The organism is Thioclava sp. JE_KL1 (assembly GCF_009296265.1).
Classification (GTDB): domain Bacteria; phylum Pseudomonadota; class Alphaproteobacteria; order Rhodobacterales; family Rhodobacteraceae; genus Thioclava.
Genome location: NZ_WBJS01000011.1, coordinates 45788 through 68487 on the forward strand (window position 1 = coordinate 45788; position 22700 = coordinate 68487).

At 61.5% G+C, this 22700-nt stretch carries 19 protein-coding genes; 13 read left to right on the forward strand and 6 right to left on the reverse strand.

Annotated elements, in window-relative coordinates:
* The 3 genes from F8R15_RS17710 to F8R15_RS17720 form a co-directional block, all read right to left on the reverse strand.
* A complete protein-coding gene (locus F8R15_RS17710; protein ID WP_152845464.1) occupies positions 1 to 1200 on the reverse strand; it encodes a flagellin in 1200 nt (399 codons plus the stop codon).
* A gap of 238 nt (positions 1201 to 1438) precedes the next feature.
* Positions 1439 to 1777, reverse strand: a complete 339-nt coding sequence (gene flgN / locus F8R15_RS17715; RefSeq protein WP_152845465.1) for a flagellar export chaperone FlgN — start codon at positions 1775 to 1777, stop codon at positions 1439 to 1441.
* The gene (locus tag F8R15_RS17720; protein ID WP_152845489.1) at positions 1770 to 2054 is read right to left on the reverse strand and encodes a rod-binding protein; all 285 of its coding nucleotides are present in this window, start codon (positions 2052 to 2054) and stop codon (positions 1770 to 1772) included. The genes flgN and F8R15_RS17720 overlap by 8 nt, the downstream gene beginning before the upstream one ends.
* Positions 2055 to 3534: 1480 nt before the next feature.
* Between F8R15_RS17720 and F8R15_RS21520 the strand changes: the two genes are divergently transcribed.
* Positions 3535 to 4281, forward strand: coding sequence for a flagellar hook-length control protein FliK (locus F8R15_RS21520; protein WP_172976250.1), 747 nt, complete (start codon positions 3535 to 3537; stop codon positions 4279 to 4281).
* Between the two features lie 9 nt (positions 4282 to 4290).
* Positions 4291 to 4974 carry a flagellar hook capping FlgD N-terminal domain-containing protein gene (locus tag F8R15_RS17730; RefSeq protein ID WP_152845467.1) on the forward strand — a complete coding sequence of 228 codons (684 nt, stop codon included), beginning with the start codon at positions 4291 to 4293 and terminating at the stop codon, positions 4972 to 4974.
* Here the strand turns inward: F8R15_RS17730 and ubiB are convergent.
* Positions 4971 to 6500, reverse strand: a complete 1530-nt coding sequence (ubiB, locus tag F8R15_RS17735; protein ID WP_152845468.1) for a 2-polyprenylphenol 6-hydroxylase — start codon at positions 6498 to 6500, stop codon at positions 4971 to 4973. The genes F8R15_RS17730 and ubiB overlap by 4 nt on opposite strands.
* Before the next feature lie 3 nt (positions 6501 to 6503).
* A complete protein-coding gene (gene ubiE / locus F8R15_RS17740) occupies positions 6504 to 7256 on the reverse strand; it encodes a bifunctional demethylmenaquinone methyltransferase/2-methoxy-6-polyprenyl-1,4-benzoquinol methylase UbiE (protein WP_152845469.1) in 753 nt (250 codons plus the stop codon).
* A gap of 76 nt (positions 7257 to 7332) precedes the next feature.
* Between ubiE and mutM the strand changes: the two genes are divergently transcribed.
* The 10 genes from mutM to F8R15_RS17790 all read left to right on the forward strand — a co-directional run bounded on the left by mutM (position 7333) and on the right by F8R15_RS17790 (position 18544).
* Positions 7333 to 8178, forward strand: a complete 846-nt coding sequence (gene mutM, locus F8R15_RS17745; protein ID WP_152845470.1) for a bifunctional DNA-formamidopyrimidine glycosylase/DNA-(apurinic or apyrimidinic site) lyase — start codon at positions 7333 to 7335, stop codon at positions 8176 to 8178.
* An 86-nt stretch (positions 8179 to 8264) separates the two neighbouring features.
* Positions 8265 to 9041, forward strand: coding sequence for an enoyl-CoA hydratase (locus F8R15_RS17750; protein WP_075776776.1), 777 nt, complete (start codon positions 8265 to 8267; stop codon positions 9039 to 9041).
* 209 nt (positions 9042 to 9250) lie between these two features.
* A complete protein-coding gene (rpsT, locus tag F8R15_RS17755) occupies positions 9251 to 9517 on the forward strand; it encodes a 30S ribosomal protein S20 (protein WP_078521610.1) in 267 nt (88 codons plus the stop codon).
* Between the two features lie 497 nt (positions 9518 to 10014).
* A complete protein-coding gene (gene dnaA / locus F8R15_RS17760; protein ID WP_078521686.1) occupies positions 10015 to 11406 on the forward strand; it encodes a chromosomal replication initiator protein DnaA in 1392 nt (463 codons plus the stop codon).
* A gap of 114 nt (positions 11407 to 11520) precedes the next feature.
* Positions 11521 to 12639: a DNA polymerase III subunit beta gene (dnaN, locus tag F8R15_RS17765; protein WP_152845471.1), complete on the forward strand. Its 1119-nt coding sequence runs from the start codon at positions 11521 to 11523 to the stop codon at positions 12637 to 12639.
* A gap of 52 nt (positions 12640 to 12691) precedes the next feature.
* Positions 12692 to 13750 carry a DNA replication/repair protein RecF gene (gene recF / locus F8R15_RS17770; RefSeq protein WP_152845472.1) on the forward strand — a complete coding sequence of 353 codons (1059 nt, stop codon included), beginning with the start codon at positions 12692 to 12694 and terminating at the stop codon, positions 13748 to 13750.
* Positions 13747 to 14175 carry a VOC family protein gene (locus F8R15_RS17775; protein ID WP_078549564.1) on the forward strand — a complete coding sequence of 143 codons (429 nt, stop codon included), beginning with the start codon at positions 13747 to 13749 and terminating at the stop codon, positions 14173 to 14175. The genes recF and F8R15_RS17775 overlap by 4 nt, the downstream gene beginning before the upstream one ends.
* Positions 14172 to 14792: a LysE family translocator gene (locus tag F8R15_RS17780; protein ID WP_078521619.1), complete on the forward strand. Its 621-nt coding sequence runs from the start codon at positions 14172 to 14174 to the stop codon at positions 14790 to 14792. Before F8R15_RS17775 ends, F8R15_RS17780 begins: the two co-directional genes overlap by 4 nt.
* Positions 14793 to 14873: 81 nt before the next feature.
* Entirely contained in the window at positions 14874 to 17324 is a 2451-nt protein-coding gene (gene gyrB / locus F8R15_RS17785; RefSeq protein ID WP_152845473.1) for a DNA topoisomerase (ATP-hydrolyzing) subunit B, read from the forward strand.
* A gap of 482 nt (positions 17325 to 17806) precedes the next feature.
* Positions 17807 to 18544, forward strand: coding sequence for a HEPN domain-containing protein (locus tag F8R15_RS17790; RefSeq protein WP_152845474.1), 738 nt, complete (start codon positions 17807 to 17809; stop codon positions 18542 to 18544).
* A 285-nt stretch (positions 18545 to 18829) separates the two neighbouring features.
* Here the strand turns inward: F8R15_RS17790 and F8R15_RS17795 are convergent, their stop codons facing one another.
* A complete protein-coding gene (locus F8R15_RS17795; protein ID WP_152845475.1) occupies positions 18830 to 19777 on the reverse strand; it encodes a phage exclusion protein Lit family protein in 948 nt (315 codons plus the stop codon).
* Positions 19778 to 20154: 377 nt separating this feature from the next.
* On the opposite strand from F8R15_RS17795, the gene F8R15_RS17800 reads away from it, so the two are divergent.
* Complete coding sequence (locus F8R15_RS17800) at positions 20155 to 22635, forward strand: DUF4238 domain-containing protein (protein ID WP_152845476.1); 2481 nt, start codon at positions 20155 to 20157, stop codon at positions 22633 to 22635.
* Positions 22636 to 22700: the final 65 nt, after the last annotated feature.

A 22700-nucleotide genomic window follows, 5' to 3' on the forward strand; every position in this document is an offset into this window, starting at 1 on the left:
TTAGCGGAACAGCGAGAGAATGTTCTGCGGCTGCTGGTTGGCGATCGAGAGCGCCTGGATGCCCAACTGCTGCTGCGTCTGCTGCGTCTGCAGCGCCTGAAGACGGGCCGAGGCCTCTTCCATGTCCGCATCGACGAGCGTGCCGATCCCCGCCTTGAGCGAGTCACTCAGCTTCGAGATGAAATCGGCCTGAGTCTGGATGCGGCCCTCGGCCGAACCGAAGGCCGAAGCGGCATCGGTCGCAACCTGGATGAGCGTCTCGATATTGGTGAGCGCGAGTGCCGGATCCCCGCCATTGCCAGCGTCGACATTGATCGAGCTGAGCAGGCCGAGGCCGCCCGCACCGGCGTTTTCATACTGGCCGGTGATGGTCAGCGAGTCCGCGCCGCCATTGGTGATCACGATCGTGCCGGCATTGGCGATATTGTAGTCGACCGTGACATTGGCGCCGGAATTCTCAATCGCCGATTTCAGACCGACAGCCACGACATCCGCCGTCGTGGTGGAGGCGATGTCTTCCGCCGTCACGGTGTAGGACACCGCGTAGTCGCCGAGCGTCATGTTGATCGTGTCGCCCGCCGCGAGGTTGGTATCGACGATCACCACGGTGCCGTCATCATCCGAGCCGCCGTTCGCATCGCGCGAGAAAGAGAAGGCATCATCGGTCGTCGCGGTGACGCCATCGGTGCCGGTGAAGACATCGGCACCGACGTAACCGCCAACCGACAGATCCTGCGCCGCAACGCCGATATGCTTGGCGGCCACCGAGCCGTCGGACGCACGATCGAGCGAAGAGAGCACGTTCACGGTCGCGGCCGAAGAGCCGTCGACGAGGTTGAGCCCGTTGAACTGAGCGGCCCCGACCACCGATTTGATCTGCTCGCGCAGCGCGTCGACGTCGGTCTGCAGCTTCGCCTGATCGACGTTCTGCTCTTGCGCGGCGACGATCTTGCCTTTCATCTCGGTCAGAAGGTCGGTCACGGTTTCCGCCGCCTGGCGGGCGACGGCGACCGTCGATTCGCCGAGGGCGAGGCTATCGGAAATCCCCGAGAAGCCTTTCACATCGGACTCCATGACTTTCGAAATCGCCCAGACCGCCGCGTTGTCCTTCGCCGAGCCGACGGCTTTGCCGGTCGAGATTTCGGACTGCGTGGTGGCGAGGCCGGAATTGATCCCCTTGAGGGTCTGTAGCGCAACCATCGCGCTGGTATTCGTCAGAATGCTGGATATGATTTATCCTTTTAGTGTCGACGCTTTGCGTCACTCGATTGCAAAGCCGCGTGTTCGACGCGGCACTCAAGGCTTTCTGACCAATGCGCCTCCTGAGCTGTGAGGCGCGCCATCGCTTGGATGCGTCGCCACCATGGCCCTCCAAAGGCTAACAATCTGCTAAATCCCTCCCCCGACCTCTCAACAAATTCCCTTCATGATTAACAGCTTATGCACGACGCTCGAAATCTCCGCTGCCGCGGCGGATGGGCCGCGGTCGCCCTTCCTTGTCATAGGACTCGAAGCCTTTCGCCGCCGTCACAATCGTTTTCAAACGCGCCTGCGCCGCGCGAACACCCGCAAGTGCCGAGGCCAATAGCGTCTGATTCTCGCGTGCAAGCGCACGGATTTTCTCGACCGTGTCGCCATCAAGTTTCGTCAGCGCAGCCATCGCGCGCTCCTTTCGGTCGCTCAGCCCGACAAGGTCGGAAAAATCCGCCGAACGGATCGCTTCCCGTTCGAGCCGCAGCAGCGAGATCAGCTCTTCCGCAGCATTCGTATCAGGCATCCTGCCCTCCGTTCTTGAGCGATTCGAAGATGATTTCCGCAAGGCCAATTCCCCCGGCCTCGACCATGGCCTTGGACTGTTCGGCTCTCAGGAAGGACGCGAATTGCTCCTCGCCAATTCCGCCCCCGAAAGCGCCGCTTGCGGCTTCCATGCCCACCTCTTTAAGCATTTCCGACAGGAACCCGGCTTCTAGTGCCTTCGCTTGCTCAAGCAGCTTGGCATCATGCGAAGAGAGACCAGCCGCGTGCGGCAGCGGTGATACGATCGGACTGTGCATCGAACTCTCCAGTTGCAGATAATTTTCTGCACTCTGCCAGTCGGGCGTAAAGAATCGGTAAGTTCCTGCGGCGATAGTGGCCTCGACACAGACAGAAGTCGTGAGGACCATGTTTCCCTTTCCGATTCCAGAAACGCCGAAAGGCCCGAGCGGCCATCTCAAGGCAGCAGCGAGAGCTACCGATACGGCGGAGTCGCCGGGCGGGACCTTTACGCTTGAAGAAGAGGCCGCGCCAAAAACCGTCGCAACCCCTCGTGGCGTTAACTCGGTTGAGGAGCCGGAGGGTGGCGCGGACCCGTTGGCCGACAAGGGCCCGCAGTGTGAGGCTGAAGATGCTCAGCTGGCGCCGACGAGCGGATCAGGCGCTCGAGACTTGGCTGGCAGCGTTTCGGACATTGTGCTGCCCGGTCCGCAGGGCCCGTTCGGCCCGACGCGGTCGGCTCTCAGAGTCGCCCCGGACCATCCCACAAAGCTCGATGGTCAAAAGAAGCCCGTGGAGCGCATTGTCTCGCATGATGGCCGCGCGACGTCTCGACTGAACGAAAAAGGAGACCGGGAGAGGGTTTCGCTCGCTCACACGGAGACGGACAAAATAGAGGCGAATATCCCTGACACGGCTTCGGAAAGCTCATTGCGTTCTGTGCAACTCTCGAACGTGATGACCGTCCAGCCGCAGATCAGCGCACAAAACGCTGGCTTCGTGAAAGATGGAACGCTCTCAATACTCGTTAGAAATGATGCGGCGATCGTTGCGCCTCACGACGCGAGCGGTCGGGTGCAAAGGTCTGCTGAAACTGGCGGAAATTCGGCGGTAGTTGTGTCGTCAAAACCCGTGGTGTTTGTCCCCGGGATTGATAGCGCTCAAAGTGCAGAGCCCGCATTGAAAGTTCCGACGCTCACAGCATCCGATGCAGAGGGGACAAAGGCAGGAAGCGTTGAAACCAAAAGCACACCGCAGAAGAACGCAACTAGCTCGGGACCTCTTCGTCCCGACGATCGTTCAGAAATGGCGCTTCTACGGGGCCCGAATGCCGCGCCTTCTTTCCATTCACCTGCTGCAACACATAACCCTCTGGCAGGCAAACAACCTGAAACTGCGCTCGTCTCGGGGCAAAATAGTGCCCAAACCCAACCGACCGAAGCGTCAACTGGGGCTGCGCGCACTGATGCTCCAGAAACTGATCCGACGCTGACCGGGATGAAGAGACGCGTAGGAGACCAGGCAGCGCCAGCCTTCTCTCCACTGCCCTCCACGCTCGCCGAGCCGCCCGGTGCGAAAATGCGAGCATCAAGGGCTTCAGACGTCAAGTTGAGCGCGAAGGAAGCGCCGCCGCCCGTCGAGGCAAGCGTTGTCTCTTCGAGACTGCAGCAGGTCGCGAACGCAAATGCCCCACAGCACGAGTTTGCGACCGAGGCCTCCGCCCCCCCGTCAACTGTCGGCGCCTCTGGAGCGGTTGCGCGCCCTCAGCCTCAGCAGAACATGTCACCGATACTGAGCGTCGCGCAAAGCGATGCGCCGCAGCATGAAAAGGCCGAGGCGCCCGAGAGGTCGACCCGGCTGGAGGCCGCACCGCTCCCTTCGGGTGCCATACCCTATGCGTCACCCGCGCCCACCCTCAAACGCATAGATCATGCACGGACAACCTATCTCACGACGGCGGAACTGGGCACGGCCAAAACCAATATGGACGACCCCGAGCTGACCGCCACGCGGGCCCATGTCGGTGAGACCGCAGAGACATGGGCCGCGGGCTCCGCCCCTCTGATCACCGCGTCGGGTGGGTCCGGGCAGACAAGCGTGGCGGTGCCCCCCGCGCCCGCTTCTATCGCGCAGTCGATCGCCCATCAGATCGGGATCTCACTGCCACGGATGCCCGATCGACCGGTGGAGATTGCGCTTTCACCGGAGGAACTGGGGCATGTGCGCATGACCCTCCATGCGAGCCAGAATGGCATGACGGTGGCGATACAGGCTGACCGCGCCGAGACGCTCGACCTCATGCGCCGCCATATCGACACACTCGCGCGCGAGATGCACGACATGGGGTATGGCGCGCTCGATTTTCAGTTCAGCCAGCGCGACGAGCGTCCGCAGCAACGGCCCGACATGCTCGACGGCTTGGGCGCTGGCCCGGACCTAGACCCAATTGAGACACCGATTGCCCCGGCCCCACGCGCAACCGTGCGGCTCGCCCCCCCCCAAAGCGGGCTCGATCTGCGGATGTAGGAGACGACCATGACCACCACTTCCCCCATCACCTCGCCTGCCACCGCCACGTCGGCCGTTACCGCCACGGAGAACGGCACCGGCACCAAAGCGCCCTCGGCGCTGAGTTCGGATTTCGAGACCTTTCTGACGATGCTGACCGTTCAGATGAAGAACCAGGACCCGCTCAACCCGATCGAAAGCGCGGATTTCGCGGTGCAGCTCGCGACCTTTTCGGGCGTCGAACAGCAGGTGAAGACCAACGACCTTCTGACCGCTCTGTCTGGTCAGATCGGGCTCGGCGGGTTGAGCGAACTGGCGGGCTGGGTCGGGATGCAGGCGCGTGCCGAGGCGCCAAGCTACTTCGACGGCGCGACTCCCGTGGATCTCGCGCCAGCAGCGCAATCGGGGGCCGATGCCGCTGTTCTGGTGGTCACGGATTCCACCGGGCGTCAGGTTGCGCAGAAACCCATCTCTCCCGCACTCGACAGCTATTCCTGGGACGGGACAAACGACGCAGGTCAGGTCCTGGGCGCAGGGCGATACAGTTTCGCGCTGCAAAGCTACGCCTCTGGAAGCTTGATCGGCACCGACCCGGTTGCGGCCTACACGCGTGTAACCGAGGTGCAATCAGGCGCGGAAGGCGCGCTGCTGACGCTTGAAGGCGGCGCCACGATCGCCGCGGACACGGTCACCGCGTTGCGAGAGAGTTAAAGCAACTCACCCAGCACGACGCCGAGCAAAAGCAGGGCCGTACTCGCAGAGATCAGCGCAGCATAGCGCCAGCGGGTTACCGTCACGGGGGGCGGCGTCGGTTCGGTCTGTTTGCGGATCGCCGCTTTCACGAGGTCGGGGAGTTTCGGCCCGAAGCGGCCCAGCACCTGCACAGTCTTGCGCAGGTCATTCGCGATGGCGCGCGGCCCAAGGCTCTCGCGGATGTATTTCTCCACGACCGGCTTGGCGACTTCCCACATATTGATCGACGGGTTCAGCGAGCGGGCGACCCCCTCGACAACCACCATCGTGCGCTGCAGCAAGATCAGCTGCGTCTGGGTCTGCATCCCGAACCGCTCGGTCACCTCGAAGAGATAGGCCAGAAGCCGCGCCATCGAGATATGCGTCGCGTCCATCCCGAAGATCGGCTCGCCGACAGCGCGCAGCGCCAGAGCGAACTCGTCGACATCGCGATCGGCGGGGACGTACCCGGCCTCGAAATGCACCTCGGCCACGCGTTTATAGTCGCGCTGGATGAAGCCCATGAGAATCTCGGCATAGACCCGGCGGGTATATTCGTCGATCTGCCCCATGATCCCGAAATCATAAGCGAGGATATCGCCGTTCCCGGCCACCTTGAGATTGCCGTGATGCATGTCGGCATGAAAAAAACCGTCGCGTAGCGCATGGCTGAGAAACAGCTGCAAGACGCGTTCGCCAATGCCGGAAACATCATGGCCCGCCCCGCGCAGACCGTCCGGGTCGCCCATCGGCAGCCCCTCGGCCCAGTCGAGCACCATCACCCGCTTGGCCGAGAGGTTCCAGACCGGCTGCGGCACCACGAAACCGGCATCGCCTTCAGTATTCGCGCCGAATTGCGAGGCCGAGGCCGCTTCCAGACGCAAGTCCAGCTCGCCCATAACGACGGATTCGAAATGCTTGATCACCTCGCTCGGGCGCAAACGACGCGAGGCGGGCGAAATCCGTTCGATCATCGCGGCGGCGAAGTGGAAGGCGTCGAGATCGCGGCGGAAAGCGCGCTCGATCCCCGGACGCAGCACCTTCACCGCGACGCGCTCGCCCGTATCGGCGCGGCGCGCGGAATGGACCTGCGCGATCGAGGCGGCGGCGACAGGCTCGGAAAACTCCATGAACAGCTGATCGGCGGGCGCGCCCAGTTCTTCCTCGACCATGCGTTTGGCTACGGAAGTCTCAAAGGGCGGCAGTTTGTCCTGCAGCACACGCAGCTGATCTGCCAGCTCCGAGCCGACCACATCGGGCCGTGTCGATAGGACCTGACCGAACTTGATATAGGCCGGGCCCAGCGCGGTGATCGCGCGCGTCACCGGCGGCAGCTCCGGATCGCCCTTGTAGCCGAGCCACGCAAACGGCGCGCTGATCGCATAGGCCACGGCGCGCAGCCGCGGCGGCGCGTCCATCGCTTCGAGCGCCTGATGCATCGCACCCGTGCGGATGAAGGTCGCGCCCGTCCGGATCAGGCGCCAGATATTATGGGGTCCGCGCATCGGTTAAAGTTTCCAGCCCGAATGCAGCGCCGCGATCCCCATCGAGAGGTTCCGGTAGGAGACATTCTCGAACCCGGCCTCGCGGATCATCTGCGCGAATGTCTCCTGCGTCGGGAATTTGCGGATCGATTCGACCAGATACTGATAGCTGTCGCGGTCATTCGCGACGATCTCGCCCATCTTCGGGATCACGTTGAAGGAATAGAGATCATAGGCCTTCTGCATCATCTCGTTCGGGATCTGGCTGAATTCGAGCACCATCAGCCGCCCGCCGGGCTTGAGCACCCGGTAGGCTTCCTTGAGCGCATCAGGAATGCGCGTCACGTTCCGGATGCCGAAAGAGATCGTGTAGACGTCGAAGGAATTATCCGCGAAGGGCAGCGCCATCGCATCGCCCACGACCCAGTCGAGACTGTCGGCCATGCTTTCGGCCTCGGCGCGCTTGCGGCCTTCGACCAGCATCGATTCGGTCATGTCGCAGACCGTCGCGTGGCCCGAGCCTGCGCGCTTGAGGAAGCGGAAGGAGACGTCGCCGGTCCCGCCCGCCACATCGAGCAGCTTCTGACCCGGTCGCGGCGCGAGCCAATCCATCATCGCATCTTTCCAGACGCGGTGGATGCCCATGCTCATCAGGTCGTTCATGATGTCGTATTTCGATGCCACCCGCGAAAACACGCCGTGAACCATGCCTGCCTTGGCATCTTCGTCCACGGTCTGAAAACCGAAATGCGTGGTCTTTGATTGCTCTGCGCTCATGGGCCCTTGCCGTTCCTCATTTCACCCCCTTCTTATAGGGGCCCTTTGCCCCAAGACAATGCGATGAGGAGGAACAATGCCCGAATTGCCCGAGGTCGAGACGGTTCGCCGCGGCTTGGTCCCGGCCATGGAAGGCCATCGGATCGAGCGCGCCGAGGTCAATCGGCCCGACCTGCGCTGGCCCCTGCCCGAGCGGATGGCGGAGCGGTTGCAAGGTGCCCGCATCGACCGTCTGCGGCGACGGTCGAAATACATCCTCGCCGATCTCGACAGCGGGGAGAGCCTGCTGATCCATCTGGGCATGTCCGGGCGGATGCTGGTGTCGGGCGTGACGCTCGGCGAATTTTATCTCGATCATCCGGCGCCTGCCAAGCACGATCACGTTGTTTTGCACATGTCCGGCGGCGGGCGCGTGACCTTCAACGACGCGCGCCGTTTCGGGGCGATGGATCTGGTGCTGACCGAACGCGAGCAGGCGCATTGGCTGCTGGCGGGGCTGGGCCCAGAGCCCTTCGGCAACGACTTCCACGAAGACTATCTGGTCGAGGCGCTCAAACGGCGCGCGACGCCGATCAAATCCGCGCTGCTCGATCAGCATGTCGTGGCGGGTCTGGGCAACATCTATGTCTGCGAAGTGCTGCATCGAGCAGGTATCGATCCGCGCCGTCAGGCGAAGCGGATTTCGAACCTGCGGCTCGCTTCGCTCGTGCCGATCATCCGCGAGGTGCTGACCGAGGCGATCTCGGCCGGCGGCTCGTCCCTGCGCGACCATCGTCAGGCGGATGGGGAGCTGGGGTATTTCCAGCACAGCTTCCATGTCTACGACCGCGAGGACACGCCCTGCACCACCTGCGCCACCCCGATCCGGCGCATCGTTCAGTCGGGACGTTCGACCTTTTTCTGCCCGTCTTGCCAGAAATGACGCAGCGCCCTCGCATCATAAGACGCTTGATCTGATTTGATGCTCTGCTAGGAGTCCCGTTCAGAGACAAGGAAAGGCAAGACCGAATGGCCTACCAGACCCTGATCGTCGAGATCGAGGATTACGTTGCCCTGATCCGGCTCAACCGCCCCGACGCACTGAACGCCCTGAACTCCCAATTGCTGGGGGAACTGGCCGAGGCGCTGAAATCGGCGGAAGAGAATGACAAGGTGCGTTGCATCGTCATCACCGGTTCGGAAAAGGCCTTCGCGGCTGGCGCAGACATCAAGGAAATGTCGGAAAAGAGCTTCGTGGACATGTTCACGAGCGACTTCTTCGGCAAGGAAGCGGATGCCATCAACCGCATCCGCAAACCGATCATCGCTGCAGTAGCGGGCTACGCGCTCGGCGGCGGTTGCGAACTGGCAATGATGTGCGATTTCATCATCTGCGCGGAGAATGCCAAGTTCGGCCAGCCCGAGATCAATCTCGGCGTGATTGCCGGGATCGGCGGCACCCAGCGCCTGACGCGCTTCGTGGGCAAGTCCAAAGCGATGGACATGCACCTCACGGGTCGTTTCATGGATGCGGGCGAGGCTGAACGCTCGGGGCTCGTCAGCCGGGTCGTCCCGAACGCCAAGCTGATCCCCGAGACGATGGCCGCGGCGCAGAAGATCGCCGAGAAGTCGATGCTCGCGACCCGCGCGGCGAAAGAAGCGGTGAACCGCTCCTACGAGACGACGATGAACGAGGGCATCCTGTTCGAGCGTCGTCTGTTCCACGGGCTGTTTGCGACCGACGACCAGAAAGAGGGCATGGCCGCCTTCCTCGAAAAGCGCGAGCCGCAATTCCGCGACAAGTGAGCCCCTTTGGGCTACCAACGCGACAGCAGATGGCGGGGCTTCGGCCCCGCTTTTCATTATTCCCTTTCCCTTTCACGCATTTTGGCTTATGAGGCCGCCTCACATGCGCGTGGAGCCCGCTTAGGCTAGAATCATCTAGGTTCGCTGGAGCCCGGGGTCTGTCGTGCGATTGAAAGATTTGAACAGACCCGGAAAGTGGGAAGATACACATGGCTAACACGCCCCAGTCCAAGAAACGCGCCCGTCAGAACGAGCGCCGCCAAGACGTCAACAAAGCACGTCGTTCGCGCATCCGTACCTTCATCCGCAAAGTCGAAGAAGCCATCACTTCGGGCGACTACGAAGCGGCAACCAACGCCCTGCGCGCGGCTCAGCCCGAACTGGCTCGCGGCGTCACCAAAGGCGTTCTGCACAAGAACACCGCATCGCGCAAAGTCTCGCGTCTCGCTTCGCGCGTGAAGGCCCTCAAGGCCTGATCTGCGTCCCGGAGCGAACTGGCTCGTGAATACGCTGGATTCCTTAAGAAAAACGCGTCTGCCTATCTGGCAGGCGCGTTTTTTCTTGGACAATCAACGCCTTGACACAAAACTGTTGCAGTTTTGCGCAGCCCCCTCAGATTCGTTTCGGGGAATCTCACGTCAAGCGCAAAGGTCGGTTGCCTGCGGGCTCACCAGCTTGCTAGCTTCTACCTGCGATTCACGTCGCCTTGGGGGACATGACGCATTTATCTGGCCGTCGAGGGCAAATAAGTCTGCCACGACAAATGAAAAAGCCTGGCGGCGACCAGCGAAATGCGATTCCGATTCTCGAGGGGGTATAACCCCTCACTTTCGGCAACTCTGCCTGACACCGGGTTTTAGCCCCGGCAGGTAGGTCGTGTCTGTTTGTATTCGAGTTTGGCCTGCCAGCCGGACTCACCGCAAAGCCAAGGGACGAAGACGCACCTGATTTGTGTTTGGCGATGGGCGGAAAAATGACGGACGACACTTGGGGGCAGGTCTGCAATGAGCTTCAAAAAGCTGTTGGGCAAAACAACTACACGACCTGGATCGCTCCGCTCGAGCTGATCGACCTCGAGGACGGTATCGCCTCGTTTCAAGCACCGACGAAATTCATGTGCGACTGGGTCTCGCGCAACTTCGCGGAACCGATCCTGAGCGAATTGCGCCGGGCGGGTGTCTCCGCCGAGCGCGTCAATATCTCGGTCCCGTCGCGCCGCCCCATGAACGGCTCTGCGAATGGCGCCACGCGCCCGACCGTTCCGGCCCCTGCCCCGGCCGCTCCTGTCGCGAAGCCGCGTAAGACCCCGCGCCCCGACGAGCCGCTTCCCGGCGCGCCGCTGGATTCGCGCTTCACCTTCGACAGCTTCGTCGTCGGCAAGCCGAACGAGCTGGCCCATGCCGCCGCCAAGCGCGTCGCCGAAGGCGGCCCCGTCACCTTCAACCCGCTGTTCCTCTATGGTGGCGTCGGCCTTGGTAAGACGCACCTCATGCACGCCATCGCGCATGACCTTCAGCACCAGCGCCCCGATCTGCGCGTGCTCTACCTCTCGGCCGAGCAGTTCATGTATCGCTTCGTGCAGGCGCTGCGCGAAAAGCAGATCATGGACTTCAAGGAGATGTTCCGCTCGATCGACGTTCTCATGGTCGATGACGTGCAGTTCATCGCCGGCAAGGATTCCACGCAGGAAGAGTTCTTCCACACGTTCAACGCGCTGGTCGATCAGGGCAAACAGATCGTCATTTCGGCGGATCGTGCGCCCGGTGAGATCAAGGACCTCGAAGAGCGCATCAAGTCGCGCCTGTCCTGCGGCCTCGTCGTCGACCTGCACCCGACCGATTACGAACTGCGCCTTGGCATTCTGCAGACCAAGACCGAAGCCTATAAGAGCGAGTATCCCGATCTGAAGATCGCCCCCGGCGTTCTGGAATTCGTGGCGCACCGGATCACGTCGAACGTGCGTATCCTCGAAGGCGCGCTGACCCGCCTGTTTGCCTATGGCTCGCTGATCGGGCGCGAAATCACGATGGATCTGGCGCAGGAATGCCTCAAGGACCAGCTGCGCCAATCCGAACGCAAGGTCACCGTCGAGGAAATCCAGCGCAAGGTGGCGGAACATTACAACGTCCGCCTCTCGGATCTCGTGGGCCCCAAACGCCTGCGCGCCATCGCACGGCCGCGTCAGGTGGCGATGTTCCTCGCGAAATCGCTGACCACCCGCTCGCTGCCCGATATCGGGCGTCGCTTCGGTGGGCGCGATCACACCACGATCATGCATGGCATCCGCAAGATCGAAGAGCTGCGCGGCACGGATTCGCAGCTTGCCGAAGATATCGAGTTGCTCCGCCGCCTCCTTGAAAGCTGATCTGGCCCGCTGGGCTTGACGCTCCGGACAAAGCGACCGAATGTCTGCGAAAACCGTTGTGCCGGCGGCGCGAGGTGCTACCTTGCCAGCCCCGGAAAGTCGTGAGGGATCGACATGAAATTCAGCATCGAACGCGCCGCTCTGCTCAAGGCCGTCTCGCAAGCGCAATCCGTTGTGGAACGCCGCAACACGATCCCGATCCTTGCAAACGTCCTGATCGAAGCCGAAGGCGACACCGTCCAGTTCCGCGCGACCGACCTCGATATCGAGGTGGTCGACAAGGCGCCCGCGCAGGTCGAACAGGCCGGGGCCACGACCGTCTCGGCGGTCATGCTGCATGAAATCGTGCGCAAATTGCCCGATGGCGCGCTGGTCTCGATCTCGGACGATCCGGCCGCCGGGCGTTTGAACGTGCAGGCCGGCCGGTCGAGCTTCAACCTCGCCACGTTGCCGAAGGAAGACTTCCCGGTGATGGCCTCCTCGGAATACACCGCGAATTTCACGGCCAAGGCCGGTGTGCTCAAGCGTCTGTTCGACAAGTCGAAATTCGCGATCTCGACCGAAGAGACCCGCTACTACCTCAACGGCGTCTATATGCACATCGCGACCGGCGAAGACGGTCAGGTGCTGCGCTGCGTCGCAACCGACGGTCACCGTCTGGCGCGCATCGATTCCGGACTGCCGGACGGCGCCTCGGGGATGCCCGGCGTGATCGTGCCGCGCAAGACGGTGAACGAGCTTCGCAAGCTGCTGGAAGATGACGATCAGGAAATCGCGGTCTCGGTCTCGGAAACCAAGGTCCGTTTCGCGACCCCGGTGATCACGCTGACCTCGAAGGTCATCGACGGCACCTTCCCCGATTACACCCGCGTCATCCCGACCGGGAACACCCGCCAGCTGGAAGTCGACGCGTCCGAATTCGCGAAAGCGGTGGACCGTGTGGCAACCGTCTCGTCGGAGCGTTCGCGCGCGGTGAAACTGGCGCTGGAAGCCGACAAGCTGGTGCTGTCGGTCAACGCGCCCGATGCCGGTGCTGCGGAAGAAGAACTGGTCGTGGCCTATGCCGACGAACCGCTGGAGATCGGTTTCAACGCGAAATACCTGCTCGAAATCGCGAGCCAGGTCGATCGCGAGAATGCCGTCTTCCTGTTCAATTCCTCGGGCGATCCGACCCTGATGCGCGAAGGTGGCGACACCTCCGCGGTCTATGTGGTCATGCCGATGCGCGTGTGACATCTGCCGGGAGCCTCCGGCGGGGATATTTTGACCAACACGAAGAGGCGCGATGCTGCGTGAACTGAAGATATTGCAGTTCCGCTCGCATCGTCGTGCCGAAATCGCTTTCGACGAGCGGCCCGTGGCGATCTACGGACCAAACGGCGCGGGCAAGACGAATATCCTCGAGGCCGTGTCTCTGCTCTCGCCGGGGCGCGGGTTGCGCCGCGCGCAGGCCGACGAGTTGATGCGCCGCGCCGAGGCCGTGGGCTGGAAGCTGCGCGCCGTCACGGATACGCATGAGATCGAAACCTCCGCCCTGCCCGGTGAATCCCGCCGCGTCGAGATCGACGGCAAGGCGGCACCGCAGGTGGCACTCGCGCAGATCCTGCGGGTGCTGTGGCTGGTGCCCTCGATGGACCGGCTCTGGATCGAGGGCGCCGAAGGGCGCAGGCGGTTTCTCGACCGGATGGTGATGAGCTTCACCCCCGCCCATGCCGAGGTGACGCTGGCGTATGAAAAGGCGATGCGCGAGCGTAACCGCTTGCTGAAAGACATGGTGCGCGACCCGAACTGGTATCACGCGCTGGAGGCGCAGATGGCCGAGGCTGGCGCTGCGATCCGGGCGAACCGGGCCGAGGCCCTAACGCGGATCATGCAGGCGCAGGCCGATGCGGCGACCGCGTTTCCCGCTGCGCATCTGGTGCTCGAGAATGAAGGCCCCGAGAATTTGGCCGCAGCGCTCGACGCCAACCGCCCCCGCGACATGGCGGCAGGGCGCACGCTGGAGGGGCCGCACCGGGCCGATCTGCTGGCCACTTACGTCGAAAAGGACGCCCCCGCCGCGCAATGCTCCACCGGCGAGCAGAAAGCGCTGCTGATCTCGCTGATCCTCGCCAATGCGCGGGCGCTTGCGGGCGAGGATGTGGTGCTTTTGCTCGACGAGGTCGCGGCCCATCTGGACTCCGGCCGGCGCGCGGCGCTTTATGACGAAATCTGCGCAATGGGCGCACAGGTGATGATGACGGGCACCGGCGCGGAACTGTTCGAGGCGCTTGGCCCCCGCGGTCAATATCTGGAAGTGATCGAGGGGCCGCAGGGCTCTGAAGTGAGGGAGGCAACGCCATGAGCTATCCGCAGCAACGGGTGACGCTGATCACGCTGGGCGTGGCCGATCTCGACCAGTCCAAGGCCTTCTACGGAGCCCTCGGATGGCAACCCCAAGCCGAGCAGAACGACGTCGCCTTCTACCAGCTCCACGGGATGGCGCTGAGCCTGTTCTCTCTGCCCGCGCTGGCCGCCGATCAGGGACGCACCCGCGCGCGGCTGGGCACCGGAGCGATGACGCTGGCGCAGAACTTCGACAGTCCTGAAGAGGTGGATGCCGCCTTCGCTGCCGCGCTCAAAGCGGGCGCCACCGAATTGAAAGCCCCGGAAAAGACCTTCTGGGGCGGCTATGCGGGCTATTACGCCGATCCAGACCACCATGTCTGGGAACTCGCCCATAATCCTTTCTGGCCGCTGGCCGACGACGGAAGCCTCACCCTGCCATGACCCTCACGCTCTCGCAGATCGCACTCTATTCCGGCGCGCTTCTGGTTCTCTTCCTCACCCCCGGGCCGGTCTGGCTCGCCCTTCTCGCCCGCGCCATGTCGGGAGGGTTTGCCGCCGCCTGGCCGCTCGCCTTCGGGGTCACCGTGGGCGACATGATCTGGCCCGCGCTCGCCATCCTCGGGGTATCTTGGCTGGTGGGCGAATTCAGCTGGTTTCTGGATGCCCTGCGCTGGGTCGCGGTGGCAATGTTCGTCGGGATGGGCGCGCTCCTGATCCGCCATGCCGACCATCAGATCAGCTCCGACAGCCGCCTGACGCGCCCCGGCATGTGGGCAGGCTTCGTCGCCGGGCTCATCGTGATCATCGGCAATCCCAAGGCGATCTTGTTCTACATGGGCATCCTGCCGGGCTTCTTCCCGATCGCCACGATGACATGGGTCGACATCGCCACGGTCAGCCTGATTTCGGCCATCGTGCCGCTGACCGGCAACCTGATCCTCGCCGCCTTCGTCGACCGCATCCGCAACTTCGTGCAAAGCCGCGGCAAGCTGGCAAAGCTCAACCGGATCGCGGGCGGGCTGATGATCCTTGTAGGCCTTCTTATCGCCGTGACGTGACCCCCTAAATCTTGTGTCTGACACGTGACATTCCTCTGCCCAGCCGATATAAAACCGGCAACAGATAAAGGACGGGCAGGCATGACCGACGACACCCCGAAGAAGAACGCATACGGCGCCGATTCCATCAAGGTTCTCAAAGGCTTGGAAGCCGTGAGAAAACGGCCCGGCATGTATATCGGCGATACCGATGACGGCTCGGGCCTGCACCACATGGTCTATGAAGTCGTGGATAACGGGATCGACGAGGCCTTGGCGGGTCACGCGGACTACGTTGCCGTGAAAATTCACGCGGATTCTTCGGTCTCCGTGCGCGATAACGGGCGCGGGATTCCGGTCGATATCCACGCCGAGGAAGGCGTCTCCGCAGCCGAGGTCATCATGACCCAGCTGCACGCGGGCGGGAAGTTCAACAACACCGACGACGACGGCAACGCCTATAAGGTGTCGGGCGGTCTGCACGGCGTGGGCGTCTCGGTGGTGAACGCGCTGTCGGACTGGCTGGAACTGACGGTCTGGCGCGACGGCAAGATCCACAAGGCGCGGTTCGAGCATGGCGAATGCGTCGAGCATGTCCATGTCGTGGGCGACGCCCCGAACGAGAGCGGCACCGAAGTGCGTTTCCTCGCGTCGAGCAAGGAAGACGATCCCGAAGGTACCTTCTCGAACCGTGAGTTCGTCTTCGCCACGCTGGAAAAGCGTCTGCGCGAACTAGCCTTCCTGAACTCCGGCGTCCGCATCATCATCGAAGACGAGCGTCCTGCCGAGCCGATCAAGACCGAACTGCACTACGAAGGCGGCGTTCGGGAATTTGTGAAATATCTGGATCGCTCGAAAAACGCCGTGATGGAGGACCCGATCTACATGGTCGGCGAAGTCCGCGGCATCGGCGTCGAATGCGCGATGTGGTGGAACGACAGCTACCATGAAACCGTGCTGCCCTTCACCAACAACATCCCGCAGCGCGACGGCGGCACCCATATGGCGGGCCTGCGCGGCGCGCTGACCCGCACGATCACCAAATACGCGCAGGAGAGCGGTATCGCGAAGCGCGAGAAGGTCGACTTCACCGGTGACGACGCGCGCGAAGGTCTGACCTGCGTGCTCTCGGTGAAAGTTCCCGATCCGAAATTCTCCAGCCAGACCAAGGATAAGCTGGTCTCCTCCGAGGTCCGCCCGGCGGTCGAGAACCTCGTGAACGAGAAGCTCGCCGAATGGTTCGAGGAAAACCCGAACGAGGCCAAGCAGATCGTCGGCAAGATCATCGAAGCCGCGCTGGCGCGTGAGGCTGCCCGTAAGGCGCGCGAACTGACGCGCCGCAAGACGGTGATGGATGTGGCCTCCCTGCCCGGCAAGCTCGCCGACTGTCAGGAGAAGGATCCGTCGCTGTCGGAAGTCTTCCTCGTCGAGGGTGACTCCGCAGGCGGTTCGGCCAAGCAGGGCCGCGAACGTAAGAACCAGGCGGTGCTGCCGCTGCGCGGTAAGATCCTCAACGTCGAGCGCGCGCGCTTCGACCGGATGCTCGGCTCGGATCAGATCGGCACGCTGATCACCGCGCTCGGCACCGGCATCGGCCGCGACGAGTTCAACATCGACAAGCTGCGCTACCACAAGATCGTCATCATGACCGATGCGGATGTCGACGGTGCGCACATCCGGACGCTGCTGCTGACCTTCTTCTTCCGCCAGATGCCCGAGATCATCGAGCACGGCTATCTCTACATTGCGCAGCCGCCGCTCTACAAAGTCGCGCGCGGCAAGTCCGAGGTTTATCTGAAGGACCAGACCGCGCTGGAGGATTACTTGATCGACATGGGCGTCGAGGGGGCTATTCTTCGCCTCAACACCGGCGAAGAAATCTCCGGTCAGGATCTCAAGCGCGTCGTCGAAGAGGCGCGCTTGATCAAGCGCATCCTCGCGACTTTCCCGACCCATTACCCGCATCACATCCTCGAGCAGGCGGCGATCGCGGGCGCAATGGTGCCGGGCAAGATCGACAGCGATGCGCAGGGCGTCGCGAACTCGGTGGCCGAGCGTCTCGACCTCGTCGCGCTGGAATACGAGCGTGGCTGGCAGGGCCGTCCGACGCAGGATCACGGCATCCGCCTCGCCCGCGTTCTGCGCGGCGTGGAAGAGGTCCGCACGCTCGACGGCGCGGTGCTGCGTTCCGGCGAAGCGCGGCGTCTGGGCAGCCAGACCGACCAGCTCAAGGAGGTCTATGACCGCCCGGCGAAACTGGTGCGCAAAGAGCGCGAAATCCTCATTCACGGTCCGCTGGAACTGCTCGACGCGATCCTCAAGGAGGGCGAAAAGGGCCTGAGCCTGCAGCGCTACAAGGGTCTGGGCGAGATGAACCCCGAGCAGCTTTGGGAAACCACGCTCGATCCCTCCGCGCGCACGCTCCTGCAGGTCCGCATCGAAGACGTGGCCGAGGCCGAGGACATCTTCTCGAAGCTGATGGGCGACGTCGTCGAACCCCGCCGCGAGTTCATCCAGCAAAACGCCCTCACGGTGGAAAACCTCGACTTCTGATCGGGTGTAGGTTTGCGCAAAGCCTTGCGTTCTACCCATAGGTTTGCGTGATTTGCCCATAAGTTTGCGCGGTCGGAAAAAACGCCGAGATTCGTCAGTCGGAATTTTTTCGATTTTTACGGGCAGCGGTCGGGGAGTTTTTCCAGCCCGCATAGCCCAAAGCTCACGCGGCAGAGCTCGCGTCGATTCCGGTCGTTCATCAAACCTGATAGAGACGCCGCGAACTTGTGTTGCCCGGAAGTTTGACGCTATCGGCCCATACCGGACTTTGGTTTCGCGTTCCGGCGCTGCGGTGCAGCTTTACCAGATCGGTCATCGGTGCCTCGCACTGCATTCCGGTCCTGCAGGACCGGGTCGCGGACGAAGCTGCGAGTGGTCCAAGTTCTTCAAAGGTTGTTTTGTCGATCGGCTTCAATCTATCAATCCGGAAAATGACATGCTTTAGCGTAAGGCGACGCGCGAGCAAACCCAGAGGATCGTCAATGCCCAGCTCAGCCTTTGCCCTCTTCAATGGCCGCCGCAAAAGAGAGGTATTGGAGTTGGCCGATGTCTTCGACGCGGTTAATGATCGCCCAGGCCCGAATACAAAGCATGCGTTGCTCAACGGTGCTCTTGTTCTCCTTGTTTCCAGTTGGGAAATCTACTGCGAAGAGGTTTGCAGACAGGCCGCTCGGAAAGTCCTTGAACGTGACCATCTTCGGTTCGATCAGATCACTGACCAACTTCGAAGAGACTTGCTGAACTATGCCGGAAGCGAGTTTAGAGGCAACCAAGACCCGCTGAACGAAAAGGTGGCGTTGTTGCCTGACGAAGGCTGGAAACAACTCCTTTGCGACCGGCTGGATGAGTATATTCGCGACTTCAACACGCCGAAGTTCAGTCGTCAGCGCGGCAAGGACCTGGACGGGCTCTTTCGGCTTGTGCTCGGAGCGCGAGTTTCGGCTGCCATTGAGGACTTTTTGGAAGAGCCCGGACTCTGCAACCGATTGGACGCGATTGTCACGCTGAGGGGCGAGATTGCTCACACGGGTGAGGCGGCCCCGGAAGATCGTCTTACTGCAGATATCATCAGGCAACACACCACCTCATTTGTCGAAGCGGCCGCGGCTATCGACGTGGTCATACATAGGGACTTTCGCCAACGATTCGGCTTCGCTCCATGGCGCATAACGAACCAGGTGCGCGAAGCTATTCGTGAGCCGGTTCGCGACGGTCTTTGAAATGCGCCACCGCGGCAAATTTCTTGGAGACTTGAGGAGAATTTTTTGCCCTTGAACGAATTGTGGCATCGGTCAATAGGACTCTAAGCGGTTCTGCGGCGGTGCAGCACGGAAAGCGCGAGACGGTAGATCGCCCAGACCAGTCCAGAGCAGTCTTTCGTGGCGGGCGCAGAGAATGAGCGAGCGCAGCCCCAAAGCTGCAAGTCGTCCGCGGCACTCAGCCCGAAGCGGCCGTCCCGCTGGTGGCAACGTCCGACGAGGGTCAGCCCGTGCGGGACGGTCATGTCAGGCGCAGCGCTCGCACACAGCGATTATCGGCGCCGACGGCCATAGCTCCCGCAACGAGGCAAAGGCGGCCCAGGCGACAGCCTGGGCCGTTTCGTCCCTGTCCTCGCCCATTAAACGACATACCGCGTCGATACGATCCTGAACCGAGGGATGCGAGTCGGATACCGACCAAGAGTCTTTTGCAAGCAACGTCAACGCAAAAAGGGCGAAATAGATCGCTGTCTCGCGCTTACGACGAACAAGAACAAGATCATCACCTTTGTCTTCGGAATAGTGTTGCATCTTCTCAAGAATGAATCGTGTCGCGAATTCATCGCAAGAAAACTCCTCGCGGTGTCGCGCCTCGCGCGTGTCACCATCCACGCTCGCGCTCGTGCCTTCGCGTTGATGCCGAATATGTCTTACCTCGTGCAGCAAGGCCCAGGCTACGGCGATCGTGGACAGCTCGGATGCTGCGCGACCTTGGGGATCCTTGTTTATGTCAGGAAGTGTGCCTGGTTCAGGAATACCTGCGGGCAATGAGGCTTCGTCGGACAGATCGTTCTGAAGGTTCGCCTCGAATGTCGCCAGCAGTTCCTGAAATTGCGTCAGATCGACTCGAGGAAAGTCCGGGCTCTCCGCGAGGGCTCTATAGCCTTCCCAGGCGACGAATGCCCCTATCCAAAACGACCGCACGACGCGATGATTGAATCGGATGTAACGATAACTACCGGCATCCATGATGAGCCGACCATCTTTGGAATTGTCAGGAAGAAGCTGGAATAACAGGTTGAGGTCATTCCAGAGCGACGACAGCTCCAGAGCCCGTTCAGGCACAGATCCGACAAATAGGTTTCGGATTGCCTGCTGGACTATTTCGTCTTGCCGAACCTCTCCGATCATAGGCCGCTCACCTTTGCTTTTCGCATTTTCTGACCAACAACTGTAGCCAAGATCGCGCAGCATGTCTTGGCGCAGGGTTCGGAGATCTCGACGGTTCCGACTCGGCCTAAACCGCGCTCTGCAAAGATCGGATCCAACACACTACTAATGCTGCGTCCTGTGCTTTCCCATCGGCGAAGGGCGGCGCGGTGACCGACAGCTTCGTGCGCATAACGGCGATCCGAGCAGACTGCGGCGAATGTCCGCTTCCCGCCCAGACCTACGGACCCGTCGCGAACGGCCCACTCCCGCCTCTCAATGGCCGACAGTTCAATGGTGGCTTTGCGCCCGTTTCCCGACCTTCGGCAAGCTGCTCGCTAACGTAAACAGCGGACATTGACGGTCGACCGATCAACAGATCAGGATGGTCGGATATCCAGTATCGGACGCAGCGAGCACTTATGTCGGTAACCAGGAAGAACCATTATGTCCCGCAATGGCATCAGGAGAGGTTCTTCGCCCCCGGGAAAACCACGCATTTCCTCCTGGACCTGCACCCACCCACCTTCAAACGTGGGGACGGAACGTTCGCCAGCGGGCGCTGCCTTTTCGATTCACCCACGTCGCGGGCGTTCGTCGAGCAGGACCTTTACTCCACATTCCTCGGGGTCGAGGTCAACGACGAGATCGAGAAAATGTTCTTCGGTGACATCGACAGGCGAGGCGCCGACGCGATCCGGGCATTCTGCGGCGATGACCAAAGTGCTTGGCATCAACACTTCGAGGACCTCTTCGAATTCCTGGACATTCAGAAGTTGCGGACGCCCACGGGTCTCGCATGGCTACGTCAGCAGTATCCGGAGATTGGTCGGCTCGGTGATGTGTTGCCGAGTGTTGCCCAGAACCAATTGATGTTTGAGATGCAGGGCATCCGCATGCTCAACGTTACGACCTGGACCACCGGAGTTCGGGAGATCGTCTCGGCGGAGCGAGCTGGCGTCAAGTTCATCCTGAGCGACCATCCTGTCACTGTCTACAACCATGCCATACCTCCGTCCGACGCTCGCAACCGGTATCCCGAAGATCCGTCGACCGCTCTAAAGGGCTCGCAAACGCTTTTCCCATTAGGGCCGGACCACCTTCTGATTCTGACCAACCTCGAATACGCGAAGAACCCCGGGACACCCCCCGATGCGAAGCGGACGTTTGCGCGGAACTACCAGTCCACGATGGTTTCGACGATCAATTTCATCAGGAAACGACACCTCACCGACGATCAGGTCGCCGAGGTGAACTTCGTGATCAAGGCTCGTGCGAACCGCTATGTCGCCGGATCCCGCCGGGAGGATATTTTCCCCGAAAAGGTGGTGACCAAGCCCTGGGCTGACCTGCGTACGACGTTCTTGCCGCCCCCAGACGAGCTCCACCGGTTTGGCGGAGAGATGTATGCCCGTTTCGAGAACGGAGAAGTTCACTATCAGGACGAGTTCGGGCGAACCGAGAAGCCGCGGGAATGGCTTCTGAAGGAGGAGCCGAAGACCCTGCTACTGCCTCGCGACTACTGTCCGTGTGGATCCGGCGAGTCGTTCGGGAATTGCTGTCAGGACAAGCCGGCGCACCTGCGCACGTCGTGGTCGGAGAGGAGTATCCGTGAGCGAAACATGATGTTCATGAACGCCCTAACCCAGCTCTTCGAATTGGGGACCAAGGATTGGAAAACGATTCGCCGCGAGATGACTGACGACAAGATCGCGCGAATGTATCGCCTGTACGAGGCCCTGTGGCCGCTGGAGACTGACCTGCTGGCTCTCTTGCCCAAGCCGGACGGCAAGATGCGCTCGGTCTATACAGGATCGCTACATCCCAAGTTGATCTTGGAGTTCGCGCTCGGCGCACCGCTATATTTCGGTGAGGTCATTATTCAAAATCCATTCTTAATTTCTCGAACCCTGCAGAAGGACAAGCGACCCACTGAGCACCCTGGCCAGTACCGAGGCGAAGCTCTCAAGACCCTCATGACCTTCTTCCAGCTCATGCCACTTGTTGAGGCCGGGTTGATCACCCTGATCCCGGATCCATGCGAATTCGATCTTCACCTCCGTGAACAGATGTTTGCCATGGCTCAGGCCCGTTCCCGAACCATCAAGTTCGACCTCTCCGACGACCCGAGGCTCGAGGCGGTGATGCAAGAAGACATGCGCCGCATGATGCTGAACATGCCGAAGGACGCCCTTGCTGAGCGCATTTTGGAGATGGCTGGCGATGACGAGCCAATCGAGAAGGATACCCTTATCGATCTCATCGAACGGATGACGGTCGAAGACGAGTTAGCCATCCTTCAGGACGAACCGCTCACCAAGGGCGGCCAGCTCGAACTCATGAAAATGACCCCCAACTTCGAGATCGCGATGTACTTGGCCCAAGCCACCGGCGCGCAGATAGTGACTGACAGCCCCTTCCGCTGGAGAGAACTCCACGCGGCGCTCGCGCGACGCCACCTCGGAACCAACCCTGCCCTGATCCAGTTGCAGAGCGAAATCTCATCGAATCCAATCGAATTTCCGGTAGGCCCCCAAGCGATATTCCATGTGTACGACGACCCGTCGTTTCGCGGGATGGAGACGCTTTTCCGTGCTGCCTTCTCTTACACGGCGGCTCGTAGCGCGGACAAGCTGAAACCAAACTTCGAAGCACACCTCGCCGCACGCTTCCGGCGACAGCGGGACTCGATGAATTCCATAATCGCCCGCGCCAAAGTCCCCTCCGTCGCGGCGCGCCTTACGACAGAGTTCCGCTTCGGAGGCTTTCAAGACAACACCATCAATCGGCTACTGCTAATGTCGAGCTCTGAGCACCACTTGCACTCCGTTCCTATGGCGACGTTGATTGAGCGTTGGGATGCTGCACCACGAGCGGACAACGCGAAATCTCATGTTCACTGAGCTCAGAGGGTAACGTAGGTCTATCGGCTGCTCTGTACCGAGCGCGTCGATACGGTCGGGCGGGT

What these genes read in the sequence shown, in the direction of transcription:
- F8R15_RS17750 (WP_075776776.1), top strand. Translation starts at nt 8,265, where the DNA reads ATGGCCTACCAGACCCTGATCGTCGAGATCGAGGATTACGTTGCCCTG.
- F8R15_RS21520 (WP_172976250.1), top strand. Translation starts at nt 3,535, where the DNA reads ATGTCACCGATACTGAGCGTCGCGCAAAGCGATGCGCCGCAGCATGAA.
- gyrB (WP_152845473.1), top strand. Translation starts at nt 14,874, where the DNA reads ATGACCGACGACACCCCGAAGAAGAACGCATACGGCGCCGATTCCATC.
- F8R15_RS17730 (WP_152845467.1), top strand. Translation starts at nt 4,291, where the DNA reads ATGACCACCACTTCCCCCATCACCTCGCCTGCCACCGCCACGTCGGCC.
- F8R15_RS17795 (WP_152845475.1), bottom strand. Translation starts at nt 19,777, where the DNA reads ATGCTGCGCGATCTTGGCTACAGTTGTTGGTCAGAAAATGCGAAAAGC.
- rpsT (WP_078521610.1), top strand. Translation starts at nt 9,251, where the DNA reads ATGGCTAACACGCCCCAGTCCAAGAAACGCGCCCGTCAGAACGAGCGC.
- F8R15_RS17800 (WP_152845476.1), top strand. Translation starts at nt 20,155, where the DNA reads ATGTCGGTAACCAGGAAGAACCATTATGTCCCGCAATGGCATCAGGAG.
- F8R15_RS17775 (WP_078549564.1), top strand. Translation starts at nt 13,747, where the DNA reads ATGAGCTATCCGCAGCAACGGGTGACGCTGATCACGCTGGGCGTGGCC.
- ubiE (WP_152845469.1), bottom strand. Translation starts at nt 7,256, where the DNA reads ATGAGCGCAGAGCAATCAAAGACCACGCATTTCGGTTTTCAGACCGTG.
- F8R15_RS17780 (WP_078521619.1), top strand. Translation starts at nt 14,172, where the DNA reads ATGACCCTCACGCTCTCGCAGATCGCACTCTATTCCGGCGCGCTTCTG.
- flgN (WP_152845465.1), bottom strand. Translation starts at nt 1,777, where the DNA reads ATGCCTGATACGAATGCTGCGGAAGAGCTGATCTCGCTGCTGCGGCTC.
- F8R15_RS17710 (WP_152845464.1), bottom strand. Translation starts at nt 1,200, where the DNA reads ATGGTTGCGCTACAGACCCTCAAGGGGATCAATTCCGGCCTCGCCACC.
- dnaN (WP_152845471.1), top strand. Translation starts at nt 11,521, where the DNA reads ATGAAATTCAGCATCGAACGCGCCGCTCTGCTCAAGGCCGTCTCGCAA.
- recF (WP_152845472.1), top strand. Translation starts at nt 12,692, where the DNA reads ATGCTGCGTGAACTGAAGATATTGCAGTTCCGCTCGCATCGTCGTGCC.
- mutM (WP_152845470.1), top strand. Translation starts at nt 7,333, where the DNA reads ATGCCCGAATTGCCCGAGGTCGAGACGGTTCGCCGCGGCTTGGTCCCG.
- dnaA (WP_078521686.1), top strand. Translation starts at nt 10,015, where the DNA reads ATGACGGACGACACTTGGGGGCAGGTCTGCAATGAGCTTCAAAAAGCT.
- F8R15_RS17720 (WP_152845489.1), bottom strand. Translation starts at nt 2,054, where the DNA reads ATGCACAGTCCGATCGTATCACCGCTGCCGCACGCGGCTGGTCTCTCT.
- F8R15_RS17790 (WP_152845474.1), top strand. Translation starts at nt 17,807, where the DNA reads ATGCCCAGCTCAGCCTTTGCCCTCTTCAATGGCCGCCGCAAAAGAGAG.
- ubiB (WP_152845468.1), bottom strand. Translation starts at nt 6,500, where the DNA reads ATGCGCGGACCCCATAATATCTGGCGCCTGATCCGGACGGGCGCGACC.